Origin of the sequence: Streptomyces sp. NPDC101225 (genome assembly GCF_044767585.1) — a bacterium.
Lineage (GTDB): Bacteria > Actinomycetota > Actinomycetes > Streptomycetales > Streptomycetaceae > Streptomyces.
The window spans coordinates 66868-83545 of sequence record NZ_JBIWOE010000029.1 but is presented as its reverse complement, the minus strand read 5'-3'; the positions used below and the strand labels follow the sequence as shown (position 1 = coordinate 83545).

The 16678-nt window shown below is 72.1% G+C and carries 16 protein-coding genes and 1 pseudogene; 3 read left to right on the top strand and 14 right to left on the bottom strand.

From position 1 onward, the window contains the following. Positions 1-9 precede the first annotated feature (9 nt). Positions 10-2535, bottom strand: coding sequence for an ATP-dependent Clp protease ATP-binding subunit (locus ACIRPX_RS32100; RefSeq protein ID WP_404201798.1), 2526 nt, complete (start codon positions 2533-2535; stop codon positions 10-12). A gap of 441 nt (positions 2536-2976) precedes the next feature. On the opposite strand from ACIRPX_RS32100, the gene ACIRPX_RS32095 reads away from it, so the two are divergent. After that, a complete protein-coding gene (locus tag ACIRPX_RS32095; protein ID WP_404201796.1) occupies positions 2977-3591 on the top strand; it encodes an SCO3374 family protein in 615 nt (204 codons plus the stop codon). Positions 3592-3599: 8 nt separating this feature from the next. Here ACIRPX_RS32095 and ACIRPX_RS32090 read toward each other — a convergent pair whose 3' ends face one another. The 10 genes from ACIRPX_RS32090 to ACIRPX_RS32045 form a co-directional block, all read right to left on the bottom strand. After that, positions 3600-3935 carry an Lsr2 family protein gene (locus ACIRPX_RS32090; protein WP_360745728.1) on the bottom strand — a complete coding sequence of 112 codons (336 nt, stop codon included), beginning with the start codon at positions 3933-3935 and terminating at the stop codon, positions 3600-3602. A 298-nt stretch (positions 3936-4233) separates the two neighbouring features. After that, positions 4234-4785 carry an amino-acid N-acetyltransferase gene (locus tag ACIRPX_RS32085; protein WP_384261583.1) on the bottom strand — a complete coding sequence of 184 codons (552 nt, stop codon included), beginning with the start codon at positions 4783-4785 and terminating at the stop codon, positions 4234-4236. 9 nt (positions 4786-4794) lie between these two features. Next, entirely contained in the window at positions 4795-5202 is a 408-nt protein-coding gene (locus ACIRPX_RS32080) for a BlaI/MecI/CopY family transcriptional regulator (protein ID WP_404201794.1), read from the bottom strand. 192 nt (positions 5203-5394) lie between these two features. Next, complete coding sequence (locus ACIRPX_RS32075; RefSeq protein WP_404201792.1) at positions 5395-5574, bottom strand: hypothetical protein; 180 nt, start codon at positions 5572-5574, stop codon at positions 5395-5397. 73 nt (positions 5575-5647) lie between these two features. Further along, on the bottom strand, positions 5648-6307 hold the full coding sequence (locus ACIRPX_RS32070; RefSeq protein WP_404201860.1) for a hypothetical protein: 660 nt from the start codon (positions 6305-6307) through the stop codon (positions 5648-5650). A gap of 117 nt (positions 6308-6424) precedes the next feature. Further along, positions 6425-7222, bottom strand: a complete 798-nt coding sequence (locus tag ACIRPX_RS32065) for a type III pantothenate kinase (RefSeq protein ID WP_404201791.1) — start codon at positions 7220-7222, stop codon at positions 6425-6427. A 9-nt stretch (positions 7223-7231) separates the two neighbouring features. After that, complete coding sequence (nadC, locus tag ACIRPX_RS32060; protein ID WP_404201789.1) at positions 7232-8209, bottom strand: carboxylating nicotinate-nucleotide diphosphorylase; 978 nt, start codon at positions 8207-8209, stop codon at positions 7232-7234. A gap of 5 nt (positions 8210-8214) precedes the next feature. Continuing rightward, on the bottom strand, positions 8215-9957 hold the full coding sequence (locus ACIRPX_RS32055) for an L-aspartate oxidase (protein WP_404201787.1): 1743 nt from the start codon (positions 9955-9957) through the stop codon (positions 8215-8217). Then, positions 9954-10955, bottom strand: coding sequence for a pantoate--beta-alanine ligase (panC, locus tag ACIRPX_RS32050; RefSeq protein ID WP_404201785.1), 1002 nt, complete (start codon positions 10953-10955; stop codon positions 9954-9956). Before panC ends, ACIRPX_RS32055 begins: the two co-directional genes overlap by 4 nt. Next, positions 10952-11890: a Rossmann-like and DUF2520 domain-containing protein gene (locus ACIRPX_RS32045; RefSeq protein WP_404201783.1), complete on the bottom strand. Its 939-nt coding sequence runs from the start codon at positions 11888-11890 to the stop codon at positions 10952-10954. The genes panC and ACIRPX_RS32045 overlap by 4 nt, the downstream gene beginning before the upstream one ends. A 180-nt stretch (positions 11891-12070) precedes the next feature. On the opposite strand from ACIRPX_RS32045, the gene ACIRPX_RS32040 reads away from it, so the two are divergent. Together ACIRPX_RS32040 and ACIRPX_RS32035 are read left to right on the top strand one after the other, a co-directional pair. Continuing rightward, positions 12071-13297 (top strand): threonine aldolase family protein, encoded by a 1227-nt coding sequence (locus ACIRPX_RS32040; protein ID WP_404201781.1) that lies wholly within the window; start codon positions 12071-12073, stop codon positions 13295-13297. 277 nt (positions 13298-13574) lie between these two features. After that, positions 13575-13844 (top strand): annotated as a pseudogene (locus ACIRPX_RS32035) (ArsR/SmtB family transcription factor); the annotation flags it as partial. Between the two features lie 42 nt (positions 13845-13886). On the opposite strand, the gene ACIRPX_RS32030 reads toward ACIRPX_RS32035, so the two are convergent. The 3 genes from ACIRPX_RS32030 to ACIRPX_RS32020 all read right to left on the bottom strand — a co-directional run bounded on the left by ACIRPX_RS32030 (position 13887) and on the right by ACIRPX_RS32020 (position 16565). Beyond that, a complete protein-coding gene (locus tag ACIRPX_RS32030; protein WP_404201779.1) occupies positions 13887-14519 on the bottom strand; it encodes an AAA family ATPase in 633 nt (210 codons plus the stop codon). Positions 14520-14594: 75 nt separating this feature from the next. Continuing rightward, positions 14595-15266, bottom strand: a complete 672-nt coding sequence (locus ACIRPX_RS32025; protein WP_404201777.1) for a response regulator — start codon at positions 15264-15266, stop codon at positions 14595-14597. Between the two features lie 96 nt (positions 15267-15362). Continuing rightward, complete coding sequence (locus tag ACIRPX_RS32020; protein ID WP_404201775.1) at positions 15363-16565, bottom strand: sensor histidine kinase; 1203 nt, start codon at positions 16563-16565, stop codon at positions 15363-15365. Positions 16566-16678: the final 113 nt, after the last annotated feature.

Here is a 16678-nt window from a genome sequence, read left to right as displayed (position 1 = left end):
CCCGGAGGGTCAGGCCTCCTTGCTCAGGTTCGGCCCGGCTCCGCCGGCCGCCTGCTCGATCGGCGGGACGTCCGGCAGGGCCGACTTCTCCTCACCGCGGAAGGTGAAGGTGGCGTTGTCGCCCTCGCCCTCGGTGTCGACGACCACGATGTGACCGGGACGCAGCTCGCCGAAGAGGATCTTCTCCGAGAGCGAGTCCTCGATCTCGCGCTGGATGGTGCGGCGCAGCGGCCGCGCACCGAGCACGGGGTCGTAACCCTTCTTGGACAGCAGCTCCTTGGCGGACTGGGAGAGCTCGATGCCCATGTCCCGGTCCTTCAGGCGCTCGTCCACCTTGCTGATCATCAGGTCGACGATCGCGAGGATGTCGTCCTGCGTCAGCTGCGGGAAGACGACCACGTCGTCCACGCGGTTGAGGAACTCGGGCCGGAAGTGCTGCTTGAGCTCGTCCGAGACCTTGTTCTTCATGCGCTCGTAGTTGGACTTGGTGTCACCCGCGGCGGCGAAGCCGAGGTTGAAGCCCTTGGAGATGTCCCGGGTGCCGAGGTTGGTCGTCATGATGATGACCGTGTTCTTGAAGTCCACGACCCGGCCCTGGGAGTCGGTCAGGCGACCGTCCTCCAGGATCTGCAGCAGCGAGTTGAAGATGTCCGGATGGGCCTTCTCGACCTCGTCGAAGAGGACCACCGAGAACGGCTTGCGGCGCACCTTCTCCGTCAGCTGGCCGCCCTCCTCGTAGCCCACGTAGCCGGGAGGCGAACCGAACAGGCGCGAGACCGTGTGCTTCTCGCTGAACTCCGACATGTCGAGGGAGATCAGCGCGTCCTCGTCGCCGAAGAGGAACTCCGCGAGGGCCTTGGACAGCTCGGTCTTACCGACACCGGACGGGCCGGCGAAGATGAACGAGCCACCGGGGCGCTTGGGGTCCTTCAGACCCGCGCGCGTACGGCGGATCGCCTTCGACAGCGCCTTGACGGCGTCGACCTGGCCGATGACCCGCTTGTGGAGCTCGTCCTCCATGCGCAGCAGCCGCGAGGACTCCTCCTCGGTCAGCTTGAAGACCGGGATGCCGGTGGCGGTCGCGAGGACCTCGGCGATCAGCTCGCCGTCGACCTCGGCGACGACGTCCATGTCGCCGGCCTTCCACTCCTTCTCCCGCTTGGCCTTGGCGGCCAGGAGCTGCTTCTCCTTGTCGCGCAGGGAGGCGGCCTTCTCGAAGTCCTGCGAGTCGATCGCGGACTCCTTGTCGCGGCGCACGCCCGCGATCTTCTCGTCGAACTCGCGCAGGTCCGGCGGAGCCGTCATCCGGCGGATGCGCATCCGGGAGCCGGCCTCGTCGATCAGGTCGATCGCCTTGTCCGGCAGGAAGCGGTCCGAGATGTAACGGTCGGCCAGGGTGGCCGCCTGGACCAGCGCCTCGTCGGTGATGGAGACGCGGTGGTGGGCCTCGTACCGGTCGCGCAGACCCTTGAGGATCTCGATCGTGTGCGGCAGGGACGGCTCGGCGACCTGGATGGGCTGGAAGCGGCGCTCGAGGGCCGCGTCCTTCTCCAGGTGCTTGCGGTACTCGTCCAGCGTGGTCGCGCCGATCGTCTGGAGCTCACCGCGGGCCAGCATCGGCTTCAGGATCGAAGCGGCGTCGATGGCGCCCTCGGCGGCACCCGCACCGACCAGCGTGTGCAGCTCGTCGATGAACAGGATGATGTCGCCGCGGGTGCGGATCTCCTTGAGCACCTTCTTCAGGCGCTCCTCGAAGTCACCGCGGTAGCGGGAGCCGGCGACCAGCGCGCCGAGGTCCAGGGTGTAGAGGTGCTTGTCCTTGAGGGTCTCGGGCACCTCGCCCTTGACGATGGCCTGGGCGAGGCCCTCGACGACGGCGGTCTTGCCGACGCCGGGCTCACCGATCAGGACCGGGTTGTTCTTGGTACGGCGGGACAGCACCTGCATGACCCGCTCGATCTCCTTCTCGCGCCCGATGACCGGGTCGAGCTTGGACTCACGAGCGGCCTGGGTGAGGTTCCGGCCGAACTGGTCGAGGACCAGGGACGTCGAGGGGGTGCCCTCGGCAGGCCCGCCGGCGGCGGCGGTCTCCTTGCCCTGGTAGCCGGAGAGCAGCTGGATGACCTGCTGCCGCACCCGGTTGAGATCGGCGCCGAGCTTGACGAGGACCTGGGCGGCGACGCCCTCGCCCTCGCGGATCAGGCCGAGCAGGATGTGCTCCGTGCCGATGTAGTTGTGGCCCAGCTGGAGGGCCTCCCGGAGCGACAGCTCCAGGACCTTCTTGGCACGGGGGGTGAAGGGGATGTGCCCGGACGGGGCCTGCTGGCCCTGGCCGATGATCTCCTCCACCTGCTGGCGGACCGCCTCGAGCGAAATCCCGAGGCTCTCAAGGGCCTTGGCGGCGACACCCTCACCCTCGTGGATCAGGCCCAGGAGGATGTGCTCGGTGCCGATGTAGTTGTGGTTGAGCATCCGGGCTTCTTCCTGAGCCAGGACGACAACCCGCCGCGCGCGGTCGGTGAACCTCTCGAACATCGTTAATCGCTCCTCAGAGCGGTCAGGCAGTGGGGGGAACTTCCCCTCCCTGTCCTTCCGCAGCTTAGTCCCGCAAGCGGGGACCGCTCATTCCAACTGCCGACACCGGTGCGAGAACCAACACTGCCTCCTGACCCCGAACGCCGACATCTGCTCCAACCCGATGGTGCGAGACGATGTTCCCGCAGGCCAGGCAGTTACCCACACCACCACTACGCCGATGGCGAACGTGAGACGCCCTGTCCTGCGTGTCGCCCCCTCCCACTAGGGATGTCTTACCCGCTGGGACTGACAGTCCATGCCGCGCGGCCCCGATCCCTCCGCTACGGGCGAACAACCTTGCACCACCCCGCGCCCCCGCACGCCCCCCGATCCGGCACCCTGTGCGGTCGCATGAACACCCAGCGTAACCCGGGAGCAGTTCGGGCGGTTGCGCTTGGCATGGTTGGCAGCCGCCGCACGATTCCGCTCCCCCGCAGGCCGCTCGACGCCGGCGATCACGTCCGCCGGTGGTACGAGAACGAACTGGGCTGGGCGACGGTGCACGCACCGGCGGGGGACCCCAGATCCGCGCCGCGGCTGCGGCTGCGGGTGGGCGACCGCTTCGACGTCCTGGACGTGCCGGCCGAGGCGGGCCGCGCGGGCCTGCGCCACCTCGCAGCGGCCTCCCCGGTGGCCGTGCAGGGCGACCGGATGCGGCTGCTGGTGGCCGCGGGCAGCGCGGAGGAACTGCCGGGGCTGCTGGACTGGCTGGAATGGGGCGCGCTCGCCCTGGATCTGGCGGCCACCGGCGAGGGCGGCGTCATGGACGCGCCGCCTCCCCCCGGGAACGGACCGGCCGGTCCCCGGGGCCGCTCGGGCGCCCTGCAGGGGGCCGCCGTATGGCTGCGGCCCCCCGAGCCTGGGGGCGAGGTGGAAGCCTCGCTGCCGACGCTGTCGGCCGTGGGGGGCGTTGGGGGCGCCCCCGATCTCGTACGACTCGTGGACACGGTGGCAACGCAGTGCCACCGGCTGCGGCTGCGGCGCGCGGGCGCCCGGCCGCCGGACCTGCCGTAGAACCGCGATCAGGCGTTCGCCTTCTCGTACGCCTCGCGGATGGACGCGGGAACACGGCCGCGGTCGTTGACCTCGTAGCCGTTCTCCTTCGCCCACGCGCGGATCTGCGCGGTGTCCTGGCTGCCGCCGGAAGCCGCGCGTGCCTTTCCGCGCCCGCCCGAAGAACGACCGCCCGTGCGGCGGCCACCCTTCACGTAAGGCTCGAGAAGGCCGCGGAGCTTGTCCGCATTGGCGGTCGTGAGATCGATCTCGTACGTCTTGCCGTCCAACGCGAACGTAACGGTCTCGTCCGCCTCGCCGCCGTCGAGGTCGTCGACAAGAAGGACCTGAACCTTCTGTGCCACCGGATTTCCTTTCATCCAAAACTTGCGGGCCTGGGGTCTGCGGCGTCCGCCGTTTCGCCGTCCCCTGTTATATGCAGTACTGCAGTACGTCGGAAAGCAAACCGCTTTTGCCGGAAAAACACAAACCCCTCGGAGAGACTGACCGGGAGACCGACCCCGAGACCGGCCGAGAGACTGTCCGCGGGACCTAGTACGGGCGCAAGAGCGAGACAGATGGCTCACCCCGTCCGGAAACATGCGCGTTTCGGACATAGGGAACCTGGGCAGGGGAGGCGGAATACATCGCGGCGATCCGCGATCACAGATGCAGAAGCATCCGGCTGTTGCCCAAGGTGTTCGGTTTCACCCGTTCGAGACCGAGGAACTCCGCCACGCCCTCGTCATAGGAACGCAGCAGCTCCGCGTAGACATCGGTGTCGACCGGCGTCTCGCCGATCTCGACGAAGCCGTGCTTGACGAAGAAGTCCACTTCGAAGGTCAGGCAGAAAACCCGGCGAACACCCAGCCAGCGCGCGGTCTCCAGCAACTTCTCCAGCAGTTGATGCCCGACGCCGGCGCCCTTCAGGCCGGGCTTCACCGCGAGAGTGCGGACTTCCGCGAGGTCTTCCCACATCACGTGCAGCGCGCCGCAGCCGACGACGTCGGCGTTGTCGTCCCGTTCGGCGATCCAGAACTCCTGGATGTCCTCGTAAAGCGTGACCGTTGCTTTGTCGAGCAGGATGCGGCCGCGGACGTACGTGTCGAGGAGACGGCGCACGGCCGGGACATCGCTGGTTCGGGCCCGCCGGACAGTGATGGCTTTAGCACTGACTTCGGTGCCTTCGGGACCTACGGGACTCTCTGCTGACATGTGCGGACGCTATCGCCCGTCGGCCTCCTGTGCCGACCCGGGGTTCTCACGGCCCGTATCACGGCCGGTATCCGCGGCCGCTTGGGAAGTTTCCGGACCTTGGACGATGCGTACGGCGTCTCTGAGGGCGAGGCGCTGTTCCTCGCTCATCATCCCGAAGAAGGCGACGAGAGCGGCCGCCGGGTTGTCGGACTGCGACCAGGCGTCGTTCATCAGGGCCGCCGCGTAGGCGGCCCTGGTGGAGACCGCCTCATATCGATAGGCCCGGCCTTCCGCCTCACGGCGGACCCAGCCCTTCTGATGGAGATTGTCCAAAACGGTCATCACCGTGGTGTATGCGATGGACCGCTCCTGCTGAAGGTCTTCCAGGACTTCTCGGACGGTCACCGGGCGGTTCCACTTCCACACCCGCGTCATGACCGCGTCTTCGAGTTCTCCCAATGGGCGAGGCACAGCTCAGCACAATAGTGGGAGAAGTCCGTATTGGCGTGCCGGACGTGCTCATCCGGCGACAAACAGGATCAAAAAGGGCGCACGACTCCGATAGCGCGAGCTGCGCGGAGCGGTGCGCCCAGGGGCGCCCAGGCGGAGGGCGCCGCAGGTGAGGGGTCAGGCGTCGGTCGTCGGGGAGCCCTGCCGGGCACCCTCGGTGCGCGCGACGGCGGCGTCGACGGCCGCGTCCTCCTTGGCCTTGTTGGCCCCGCCCTGGGTCTTCACCATCACCCTGATCACGGCGATGAAGAGCGCGGCCATGACGACCGGGGGCACGAGCGCGGAGACGATGTCCATGCGTCCAGGGTAGCCACGGCCACGGAGGGCGGGCGGGGCGGGGGCCGGGAGGTTTCGGGCGGTTCGGGCGCGCTCAGCCGGCGGCGAGGTGCCGGCGCTGCCCGGAGCTGGGCGGAGTGGTGGGCTTGCGGCGCGGGAAGACCTCGCCCGGGGTCGGGATGGGACGGGCCGGCTTCGGGCCCTCGGGGGCGGGGGCCGGCTTGGGGGCGGCCGGCTTCTGGGCGGGCTTCCTGTCGGGCTTGCGCGCGGGATCGCCTTCCGCGGCCTCGGCGGGCCGCGCCCCGGTGCCCCTCAGGCCGCCGGGAAGGGCCGTGAGGCGGCTCCGGGCGGCCGGGACCGTCGGGGTGGCCCGGCGGGCCGTACCGGGCGCGAGACGGTCGCGTACGTCCTGCTCTGCGAGCATCCGGCAGCGCCCCAGCAGGACCGAGGCGGCCGGATTGCCGCGCAGGGCCCGCAGCGCGGCGAGATCGTCGGGCCGCGGGCGGTATCCGGCCGCCAGCGCCTCCTCCAGGAGCGCCAGATAGCCGGACACGGTCCCTGGCAGAGCGGCGCGGTAGCGCGCGAGATCGGCCACCAGGAAGGCGCGCAGCCGGGCTCCCTCGCGCATCGCCTCGTCCAGGGACTCGGCGAGGCGGAGGCAGTCCTTGACGTCCTCTGCGGGCGTGGGGCCGGGCTGAAGGGCGAGGGCGAGGGCGCGGCGGAGCACACGCAGCTCCTCCGCGCCGAACGCCATGCCGCCGCGGGATCCGTATGGCGTGGGCATGCGGCGACACTACGCGCTAATCAGACAAACTTGACATAAGGGGCGGGTGTGGCGCGGGCGCGCCACCCGGTTGCTCCCGGCCCGTCCTCACATGCGGGAGACGTTGCGCTCGTAGACCATCCGCAGCCCGATCAGCGTCAGCCACGGCTCGTGCTCGTCGATCACGGACGACTCCCCCAGCACCATCGGTGCCAGCCCGCCCGTCGCGATCACCGTGACGTCGTCCGGGTCGTCCGCCAGCTCCCGGGCCATCCGGCCGACGACGCCGTCGACCTGCCCGGCGAAGCCGTAGACGATGCCGGACTGCATCGCCTCGACCGTGTTCTTGCCGATCACGCTCCGCGGGCGGGCCACCTCGATCTTGCGCAGCTGCGCGCCCCGGACGCCGAGCGCCTCGACGGAGATCTCGATACCGGGGGCGATCACGCCGCCGACGTACTCCCCGCGCGCGGAGACCGCGTCGAAGGTGGTGGCGGTGCCGAAGTCGACGACGATCGCCGGGCCGCCGTACAGCTCGACGGCCGCGACCGCGTTGATGATCCGGTCGGCGCCGACCTCCTTGGGGTTGTCGGTCAGGATCGGCACACCGGTCTTCACGCCCGGCTCCACCAGCACCGCGGGGACGTCGCCGTAGTAGCGGCGCGTCACCTCGCGCAGCTCGTGCAGCACCGACGGAACGGTGGCGCAGATCGCGATCCCGTCGATGCCGTCGCCCAGCTCGTCTCCGAGCAGGGGGTGCATCCCCATCAGGCCCTGCAGCAGCACCGCCAGCTCGTCCGCCGTGCGGCGGGCGTCGGTGGAGATGCGCCAGTGCTCGACGATGTCGTCCCCGTCGAAGAGTCCGAGGACGGTGTGCGTGTTGCCTACGTCGATCGTCAGCAGCATGACCGGTACCTACTCCGCCGCTCGCAGGTCGAGGCCGATGTCCAGGATCGGCGAGGAGTGGGTCAGGGCGCCCACGGCGAGGTAGTCGACGCCGGTCTCGGCGTACGCGCGCGCGTTGCCGAGGGTGAGCCGGCCCGACGCCTCCAGGGCGGCGCGCCCGTCCACCAGGGCCACGGCCTCCTCGCACTCACCGGGCGTGAAGTTGTCCAGGAGGATCAGGTCGGCGCCCGCGTCCACGACCTCGCGCAGCTGGTGCAGGGTGTCGACCTCGACCTCGATCGGCACGTCCGGGAAGGCCTCCCGTACGGCCTTGAAGGCCTGGGCGACGCCACCCGCGGCGACGACGTGGTTGTCCTTGACGAGCGCCGCGTCCGACAGCGACATCCGGTGGTTGACCCCGCCGCCGCAGCGCACGGCGAACTTCTCCAGCGCCCGCAGCCCCGGGGTCGTCTTGCGGGTGTCGCGGACCCTGGCCCGCGTGCCGTCGAGGGCGTCCGCCCACGCGCGCGTGGCGGTCGCGATGCCCGACAGGCGGCACAGGAGGTTGAGCGCGCTGCGTTCGGCGGTGAGCAGGTCGCGGGTGCGGGTGGTGACCGACAGCAGCTTCTGCCCCTCCGCCACGCGGTCGCCGTCCTCCACGTGCCGCTCGACCTCGAACTCGTCCGTGCAGACCACGGAGAGCACCGCTTCGGCGACCCTGAGGCCGGCCACGACACCCGCCTCGCGCGCGGTGAAGTCGGCGGTGGCGACGGCCTCTTCGGGAATGGTCGCGACGGTGGTCACGTCCACGCCGTGGTCGAGGTCCTCCTGGATGGCGACGTTGGCGATGTCCTCGACCTCCACGGGGTCGAGTCCGGCGTCGGCCAGGAGCTGGGCGAGCGCGGGGTCGAGCCCGCACTCCAGGTGTCCGGCGTCGGCGTCGGCGCCGCAGGCACAGCCGTCGCCGCAGCCGCCGTTCGAGGCGAGGGGGAGGTCGGGGGTGGTCACTTCTGTCACTGCTCCTGGGGACGGTGCGCGGGCCGGTGCGCGGGCTGGGGCTGCCGGGTCGGGGGGAAGTCTGGGCCATCGGTGGTGCCGACAGCGAGTGAGCGGTCGGGATTGAGCCGTACGACGATGTGGCGGCGCCACGCGGTGTCGTCGCGGTCGGCACGGTCCTCGCGCCAGTGGCAGCCGCGGGTCTCCTCGCGCAGCCGGGCGGCGGCCACCAGGACACGGGCCACACACAGGAGGTTGGTGGCCTCCCAGGTGTCGACGCCGGGCTCGGCGGTCTTGCCGTTCTCGGCGAGGGCGTCGCGGGCGTCGGTGTGCAGCCCGTGGAGCTGGTCGGCGGCCCTGGCGAGGGACTCGGCGGAGCGCAGCACACCCGCGCCGTCGGTCATGATCCGCTGGATCGCGAACCGGGCCTCCGGTGCGAGCAGCGGGTGCCCGGGGACCTCGGGGTGCTCCACGGGCTCGGGCACGCGCGCGTGGAGGCCGTCCGCGGCCTGGGCCGCGACGATGTCGGCGGCGATGCGCTCCGCGTAGACGAGGCCCTCGAGGAGGGAGTTGGAGGCGAGCCGGTTCGCGCCGTGCACGCCCGTGCAGGCGACCTCGCCGCACGCGTACAGGCCCGGGACGGTCGTCCGGCCGCGGGAGTCGGTGCGGACGCCGCCGGAGGCGTAGTGGGCGGCCGGGGCGATCGGGATGGGGTCGGTCACCGGGTCGATGCCGTGCGCGCGGCAGGCGGCGAGGATCGTCGGGAAGCGGTGCTCCCACATGTCGGCGCCGAAGTGCCGGGCGTCGAGGTACATGTGCTCGGCGTCCTGCTCCTGCATGCGGCGCATGATGCCCTTGGCGACGATGTCCCGGGGCGCCAGTTCGGCCAGTTCGTGCCGCCCGACCATGAAGCGCACGCCGCCGGCGTCGACCAGGTGGGCGCCCTCGCCGCGCACGGCCTCGGAGACCAGCGGCTGCTGGCCCTCCGCGTCCGGGCCGAGGAACAGCACGGTCGGGTGGAACTGCACGAACTCCAGGTCGGAGACCTCCGCGCCCGCGCGCAGGGCGAGGGCCACGCCGTCGCCCGTGGACACGGACGGGTTGGTGGTCGCGGAGAACACCTGGCCCATGCCGCCGGTCGCGAGGACGACCGCGGGCGCGTGCACGGCGCCCACGCCGTCGTGCTGTCCCTCGCCCATGACGTGCAGGCTCACGCCCGCCGTACGGCCGTCGGTGTCCGTCAGCAGGTCCAGCACCAGCGCGTTCTCGATCGTGCGGACGCCACGCGCGTGTGCCGCCTCGACCAGCGCGCGGGAGATCTCCGCGCCGGTCGCGTCGCCGCCGGCGTGCGCGATGCGGCGGCGGTGGTGTCCGCCCTCGCGGGTGAGCGCCAGGTCGCCCGCTTCGGACTCGTCGAAGTGCGCACCGGTCGCGATGAGCCGCCGTACGGCGTCCGGGCCCTCGTTGACGAGGATCCGGACGGCCTCCTCGTCGCACAGGCCCGCGCCCGCCACCAGGGTGTCGTCCAGGTGCTGTTCGGGAGTGTCCCCCTCGCCGAGGGCCGCGGCGATGCCGCCCTGGGCCCAGCGGGTGGAGCCGTCGTCGAGGCGGGCCTTGGTGACGACGACGGTGCGCAGCCCGGAGGCCTCGCACCGCAGGGCCGCGGTGAGGCCGGCGACCCCGGAGCCGACGACCACCACGTCCGCGGAGATGGACCAGCCCGGGGCGGGCGCGTGCAGTCGTATGCCTGTGCTGCTCACGAGGCGGCTCCGAAGGTTCCGAAAGTGAGAGGGATGTTGTCGATCAGCCGGGTCGTGCCGACCCGGGCGGCGACGGCGAGGACGGCCTCACCGGTGAAGTCGTCCGAGATCTCGGTGAAGTCGGAGGGGTCGACCAGGGCGAGGTAGTCCAGCTTCAGCGGCGGCGACAGGCGCGCGGCCTCGTCGAGGACCAGCCGGGCGGCGGCGCGGACGGCGGAGGGGGCGCCGGGCAGTGCCTTGGCGACGGCGTGCGCGTCGGCGGCCGCGCGGGACTCGCCGATCGCGCTGAGCGCCTCGGCGCGCGCGTGCGTGGCGGGCACCTCGCGGGCCCGCGCGCGCAACGCCTCCTGGGCGGCGTGCCGGTCGCTGCCCGCGAACAGCGCGTGGGACAGCGAGAGCGCCGTGCGCCGCTCACGGGGCGACAGGTAGCGGTTGCGGCTGGAGAGCGCCAGGCCGTCCTCCTCGCGCACCGTGGGGACGCCGACGATCTCGATGCCGAAGTTCAGGTCGCGCACCATGCGGCGGATCAGGGCGAGTTGCTGGGCGTCCTTCTGGCCGTAGAGGGCGACGTCGGGGCGGGTGAGGTGCAGCAGCTTGGCGACGACGGTGAGCATGCCGTCGAAGTGGCCGGGGCGCGAGGCGCCCTCCAGGCGCTCGCCCATGGGGCCCGCGCTGATCCGCACCTGCGGCCGGCCGCCCGGGTAGACCTCGTCCACGGACGGGGCGAACACGGCGTCCGCGCCGGAGAGTTCGGCGAGCTTGACGTCGGCGTCCAGGGTGCGCGGGTAGCGGTCGAGGTCCTCGCCCGCACCGAACTGGAGGGGGTTCACGAAGACCGTGACGACGACCTCGCCGTCCGGTCCGGCGATCCCGCGCGCGGAGCGGATCAAGGTGGCGTGGCCCTCGTGCAGGGCGCCCATGGTCATCACGACGGCGCGGCGGCCCGTACGCGTGCGTGCGTGCAGTTCGCCGGCGGTGTGCAGCAGGGTGGTGGTCATCGGGCGTCTCCCTCGGCGCCGTCGGCCCGGCCGGTGCCGTCGGCGAGTACGCCGAGGAGGTCCTCGGCGAATTCCGGCTTCAGCAGGCCGTGGGCGAGCGCGCGGTCGGCGGTGGCCCGCGCCATCGCCAGATAGCCGGCGACGGTCTGCGGGGCGTGCCGGCGCAGCTCCGTGACGTGCGCGGCGACCGTGCCCGCGTCGCCGCGTGCGACGGGTCCGGTCAGGGCCGCGTCGCCGGAGCGCAGGGCGTTGTCGAGGGCGGCGCCGAGCAGGGGGCCGAGCATCCGGTCGGGGGCCGTGACACCGGCCTCGCGCAGCAGCTCCATGGACTGGGCGACCAGTGTGACCAGGTGGTTGGCGCCCAGTGCGAGCGCCGCGTGGTACAGCGGGCGCATCTGCTCGGCGACCCATTCCGGCTCGCCGCCCATCTCGATGACGAGCGCCTCGGCGGCCAGCCGCAGCTCCTCGGGCGCGGTGACGCCGAACGAGCAGCCGGCCAGGCGCTGCACGTCCACCTGCGTACCCGTGAAGGTCATCGCCGGGTGCAGGGCCAGCGGCAGCGCGCCCGCGCGCAGGGCGGGGTCCAGGACCCTCGCGCCGTACCGCCCGGAGGTGTGCACGAGCAGCTGCCCCGGCCGGACGGCGCCGGTCTCGGCGAGCCCCTCGACCAGGCCGGGCAGGGTGTCGTCCGGGACGGTCAGCAGGACCAGCTCGGAGCGCCGGAGCACCTCGGCGGGCGGGACGACCGGGACGCCGGGCAGCATCTGCGCCGCGCGCCTCCGGGAGGTCTCGGAGACGCCGGAGACGGCGACCGGACGGTGCCCGGCGAGCTGGAGGGACGCGGCCAGCACGGGGCCGACGCGACCGGCGCCGACGACGCCGACGGCGAGCCGCGCCGGGCGGTCCCTGGGATCTGGCTGTTGGCTTGTACTCACGCGACGGCGGCCTTCCGTTCCAGTCCGCTCCGGGTACCGGACGATTTCTCGTCATGTTAACGCTATCGGTCCGCGGTGCGTTCGGTTGTCCACAGGCTGTGAGTAGTCACACGATGCCCGGTGCGGGGCCCTGTGGAAATCCGGGTGCCCCCGCGGAGCGCGACGGGAATGATCCGCTGCATGAGCGATACGGCGGAACGGGCGGAACAGGGCGAGCAGAGGGACGAGCCGTCCGGCGAGGAGCGGGCCGGGCAGCGGCGCAGGCGGCGGATCAGCGCGTACCGGAGTGCCACGCGCGTGCTCGCGCGCCCCGGTTTCCTGGGCACGCTCCGCGAACGTCTGGAGCTGCTGGACGGGGCGCGGACCCTGTGCGACCTGGACGAGCCGTCGGACATCTACGGCAACGGCATCGTGGAGACCCTGGAGGAGAAGGTCGCCGCGCTGCTCGGCACCGAGGCCGCGGCGTTCTTCCCCACGGGCACGATGGCCCAGCAGGTGGCGCTGCGCTGCTGGGCGGGCCGCACCGGCGACACCAGGGTCGCCGTGCACGCGCTGGCCCACCCCGAGGTGCACGAACGTCATGCGTTCAGCCAGGTCAGCGGTCTGCGCCCGGTGCGGATCACGAGCGAGCCCCGGCTGCCGACCGCCGACGAGGTGCGCTCCTTCGAGGAGCCCTTCGGGGCGCTGATGCTCGAACTGCCGCTCAGGGACGCCGGTTTCGTGCTGCCGTCCTGGGAGGAGCTCACCGAGGTCGTCGAGGCCGCGCACGAACGCGACGCGGTGGTGCACTTCGACGGAGCACGCCTGTGGGAGTCCACCGTCCACCTCGGCCGCCCCCTGGACGAGATCGCGGGCCTGGCGGACAGCGTGTACGTGTCGTTCTACAAGTCCCTCGACGGCTACGGCGGCGCCGCGCTCGCCGGCCCCAGGACCCTCGTCGAGGAGGCACGGGCCTGGCGGCACCGGTACGGCGGCCAGATCTTCCAGCAGTTCCCCACGGCCCTGTCGGCCCTCGCCGGCCTGGAGCGGGAGCTGCCCCGGCTGCCCGGGTACGTGGCGCACGCGCGCGTGGTCGCCGCCGCGCTGCGCGAGGGGTTCGCGGCGGCCGGGCTGCCCTGGGCGCGCGTCCACCCCGAGGTGCCGCACACCAACGAGTTCCAGGTCTGGCTGCCCCACGGCGCCGACGTCCTCGCGGAGGCCGCGGTCCGGCAGGGCGAGGAGACGGGCACGCTGCTGTTCCCGGCCGCCTGGGACGAGAGGGGCCCGGGCCTGTCCTTCACCGAGGTGTCCGTACGGTCCGCGGGCCTGGAGTGGACCACCGAGGACGTGCAGGCGGCGGTCGCGGAGTTCGCGTCCCGCCTCGCCGAGGAGGCCGCCGGGGCGGGAGCGCCGGGCGGCGGCCGGTAGGCCGGGCGGGGCGACGTCCGCCGTGGGGTCGGTCAGAGTTCGGCCGGCGGGGCGACGTCCGCGGTGGGGTCGGTCAGGGTTCGGCGGGCGGAGCGCGGCGCGGATGCGGCCACCGGCTCGGGACCGGCGGTGGCCGCCCCGGGCCGGGCGTCCGGCGCGGCCGCGCCGGACCGCCGGCGACCGCGCACGACCGGCCGCCCGCCGACGCCGGACCCCGGCCGCCCGGGTGGTCCCGGGCCGCGCCGGACGCCGCCGGGACGCCGCGTCGATTGACGGCTCCGTGCAGGAGCTCGCCCTGCGGATGACCGCGCTGTCCCACCCGGTCCGCATGCGGATCTGCCGTCATCTGGCCCGCAGCGCCCACACCACCAGCGAGCTGGCGCCGGCGCACGACATGACGGCCCCCGAGACATCCCGTCACCTGGGCGTGCTGAAGAAGGCGGGCCTGATCACCACGCGCCGCCGCGGCCGCTACGTCCAGCACCAGCTGGACATCGCCGTCGTGGCCCGGCCTGGCAGCGACTTCCTGGAGGGCATCCTGCGCTGAGCCGGCGGAGGCCGGGCCTCCGAAGGCCCTGGCGCCACCGCCTCAGTCGAACCGGATGTGCCGGATGCCCACCCGTGCCTGCCGCAGCCGTGTCCGCAGCGCCCCCTCGTTGTTCGGCCGCAGCGTCAGCCCGGCGAGCACGGCGATGCGGTCCGCGGTCTTCGGCACGGTCGAGTGGTCCGTCCACAGATGCTCGGCGAACTCCGGCTCGCTCAGCCGTTCCAGGCAGTGGTCGAGCTGCCGCACGGCCCAGGTCTCCCTGCCCGCCCCGGCGTTCTTTCCGGCGACGTACTGCAGAAGGTGCCCGAAGCCGCGCTCGCGCAGCCGCCGCAGGACCGTCTCCCGCTGGGCGAGGAGGGTGAAGTGGTGGACGTCGTGGCCGAGTTCGCGCAGCCGGCCCACGGTCTCGTCCAGGTACCCGGAGTCGGTGACCGTCATCGGCGCGATCACGACTCCGTCGTGCTTGGTCAGGGCGAGGTCCAGCACCTCGACCACGCCCTGCCGCCACGACGCCAGGTCCTGGAAGTCGCCGCGCAGTTCGGGCGGCAGCATCCGGCGCAGGCCGAACCCGGCGTGTTCGGGGTCGCAGATGACACTGCCGCGCAGGCGCCGCTGGATCTCGTGTGCGGTCTGTGTCTTGCCGCCCCCGAAAGGGCCGTTGATCCACAGGAGCATGCGCAGGACCCTAGTGGCCGGCGGACGCGCGACGTGCACGCCCCCCGTGCGTCGGCCGTGGCCGCTCCCCGCGGCTCAGCCGTGCCCGCCCGCGCGCACCAGCCCGGTCTCGTACGCGAGGACCACGACCTGCACCCGGTCGCGCAGCCCCAGCTTGGTCAGGATGCGGCCGACATGGGTCTTCACGGTCGCCTCGGACAGCACCAGCCGCGCCGCGATCTCACCGTTGGACAGGCCCTGCGCGACCAGGACCATGACCTCGCGCTCGCGGTCGGTGAGCCGCTCCAGCTCCTTGTGCTGGGGCTCCTTGGCGCCGCTCGGCAGCATCGGCGCGAACCGGTCGAGCAGCCGGCGGGTGGTCGACGGCGCCACCACCGCGTCCCCGCTGTGCACGGCACGGATGGCGGCCAGCAGCTCGCCGGGCGGCACGTCCTTGAGCATGAAGCCCGAGGCACCCGCCTTCAGCCCGGAGAAGGCGTACTCGTCGAGGTCGAAGGTGGTCAGGATCAGCACCTTCGGCGGTTCGGGCTCCGAGCAGATGCGGCGGGTGGTCTCCACCCCGTCCAGCTTCGGCATGCGGACGTCCATCAGGACGACGTCGACGGCCGTCGCACGCAGCACCTGAAGGGCCTCCACGCCGTCCCCCGCCTCCGCGACGACCTCCATGTCCGGCTGCGCGGCGAGTACCATCCGGAACCCGGTGCGCAGCAGCACCTGGTCGTCGACGAGCATCACGCGGATCGTCATCGGGCCTCTTCCGTTCTCGTCCGTTTGCGGCGGTCTCCGGCTGCGTGGTCGGCGCAGCGGGTCGTGACAGGTGTCAGCGGGCGGCGTGCGTACGCGTCAGTGTGCGGGTTTCAGCGGCAGCAGCGCGCTGATCCGGAATCCGCCGCCGGGACGCGGGCCCGCGTCGAGCGTGCCACCGACCATACCGACCCGCTCGCGCATCCCGATCAGCCCGTGGCCCTGGCCGTCGAACCCGCCCTCCTCGTACAGCTCGTGGGGCGCGCCCTTGCCGTCGTCCTCGACGAGCAGGCCCAGGCCGTCGTCGAAGTAGACGAGGCGCACGCTCGCGCCCGTGTTGGGCCCGCCGTGCTTGCGGGTGTTGGTCAGGGCCTCCTGCACGATGCGGTACGCGGTGAGCTCGACGCCGCTGGGCAGCGGGCGCGGGGTGCCCTCGACCTTGAAGTCGACGGGCAGGCCGGAGGTGCGGCACTGCTCGATCAGCTCGTCTATCTGCTCGACGTCCGGCTGCGGGACGTACTCGCCGGCCTCCTTGTGCTCGCCGGTGCGCAGCACGCCGAGCAGGCGGCGCATCTCGGCGAGGGCCTGGCGCCCGGTGGAGGAGATGGTCTCCAGGGCCTTCTTCGCCTGATCCGGGGCCGCGTCGAGGACGTAGGCGGCGCCGTCGGCCTGCACCACCATCACCGAGACGTTGTGCGCGACGACGTCGTGCAGCTCGCGCGCTATGCGGGCGCGCTCCGCGGCGACCGCGACCTTGGCCTGCGCCTCGCGCTCCTTCTCCAGCCGGGCCGCGCGCTCCTCGAGCTGCGCGAAGTAGGCGCGCCGGGTGCGGATGGAGTCGCCGAGCACCCAGGCCAGCGCGAACGGAACCGTCTGGAAGACCACGATCGCGAGATTGCCCAGCGCGCCGGAGTGCTCGTTCGGCCAGCGCAGTTGCGCGACCAGTGCCGCGCACAGACCGGTGCCCAGCGCCGCCCGGGAGGCCCAGCGGGCGCCGGTCGCCGCGACCGTGTAGACGATCACCAGCATCGCGAAGTCGGCGACCGTGGTCTCGACGTCCAGCGCGACCTGCGCGACGCCGAGTCCGATCGTCAGCAGCAGCATCTTCTCCGGCATCCGGCGGCGCAGCGCGATCACGAGGCTCAGCAGGAAGGCGATCGGAATGATCAGCGCCAGCGACTCGGTGCCCCGCGACTCCTGGTGGGCGGCCGCGCCCACGACCGAGATCCCGAACAGGAAGACGGCCCAGAAGCCGTCGACCCCTGTCGGGTGCCTGCGGAGGAAGTCGTAGACGCGCTGCACGTAACCCAGAGTAGGGAAGTGAGATGCGTGCAGGGGTCAACCGGAGGGCCGATCCGCATCCACCGCGCATACTCCCCAAGGTGGAGGCCCCCCTCTCCTGCGCGCTTAGCCTG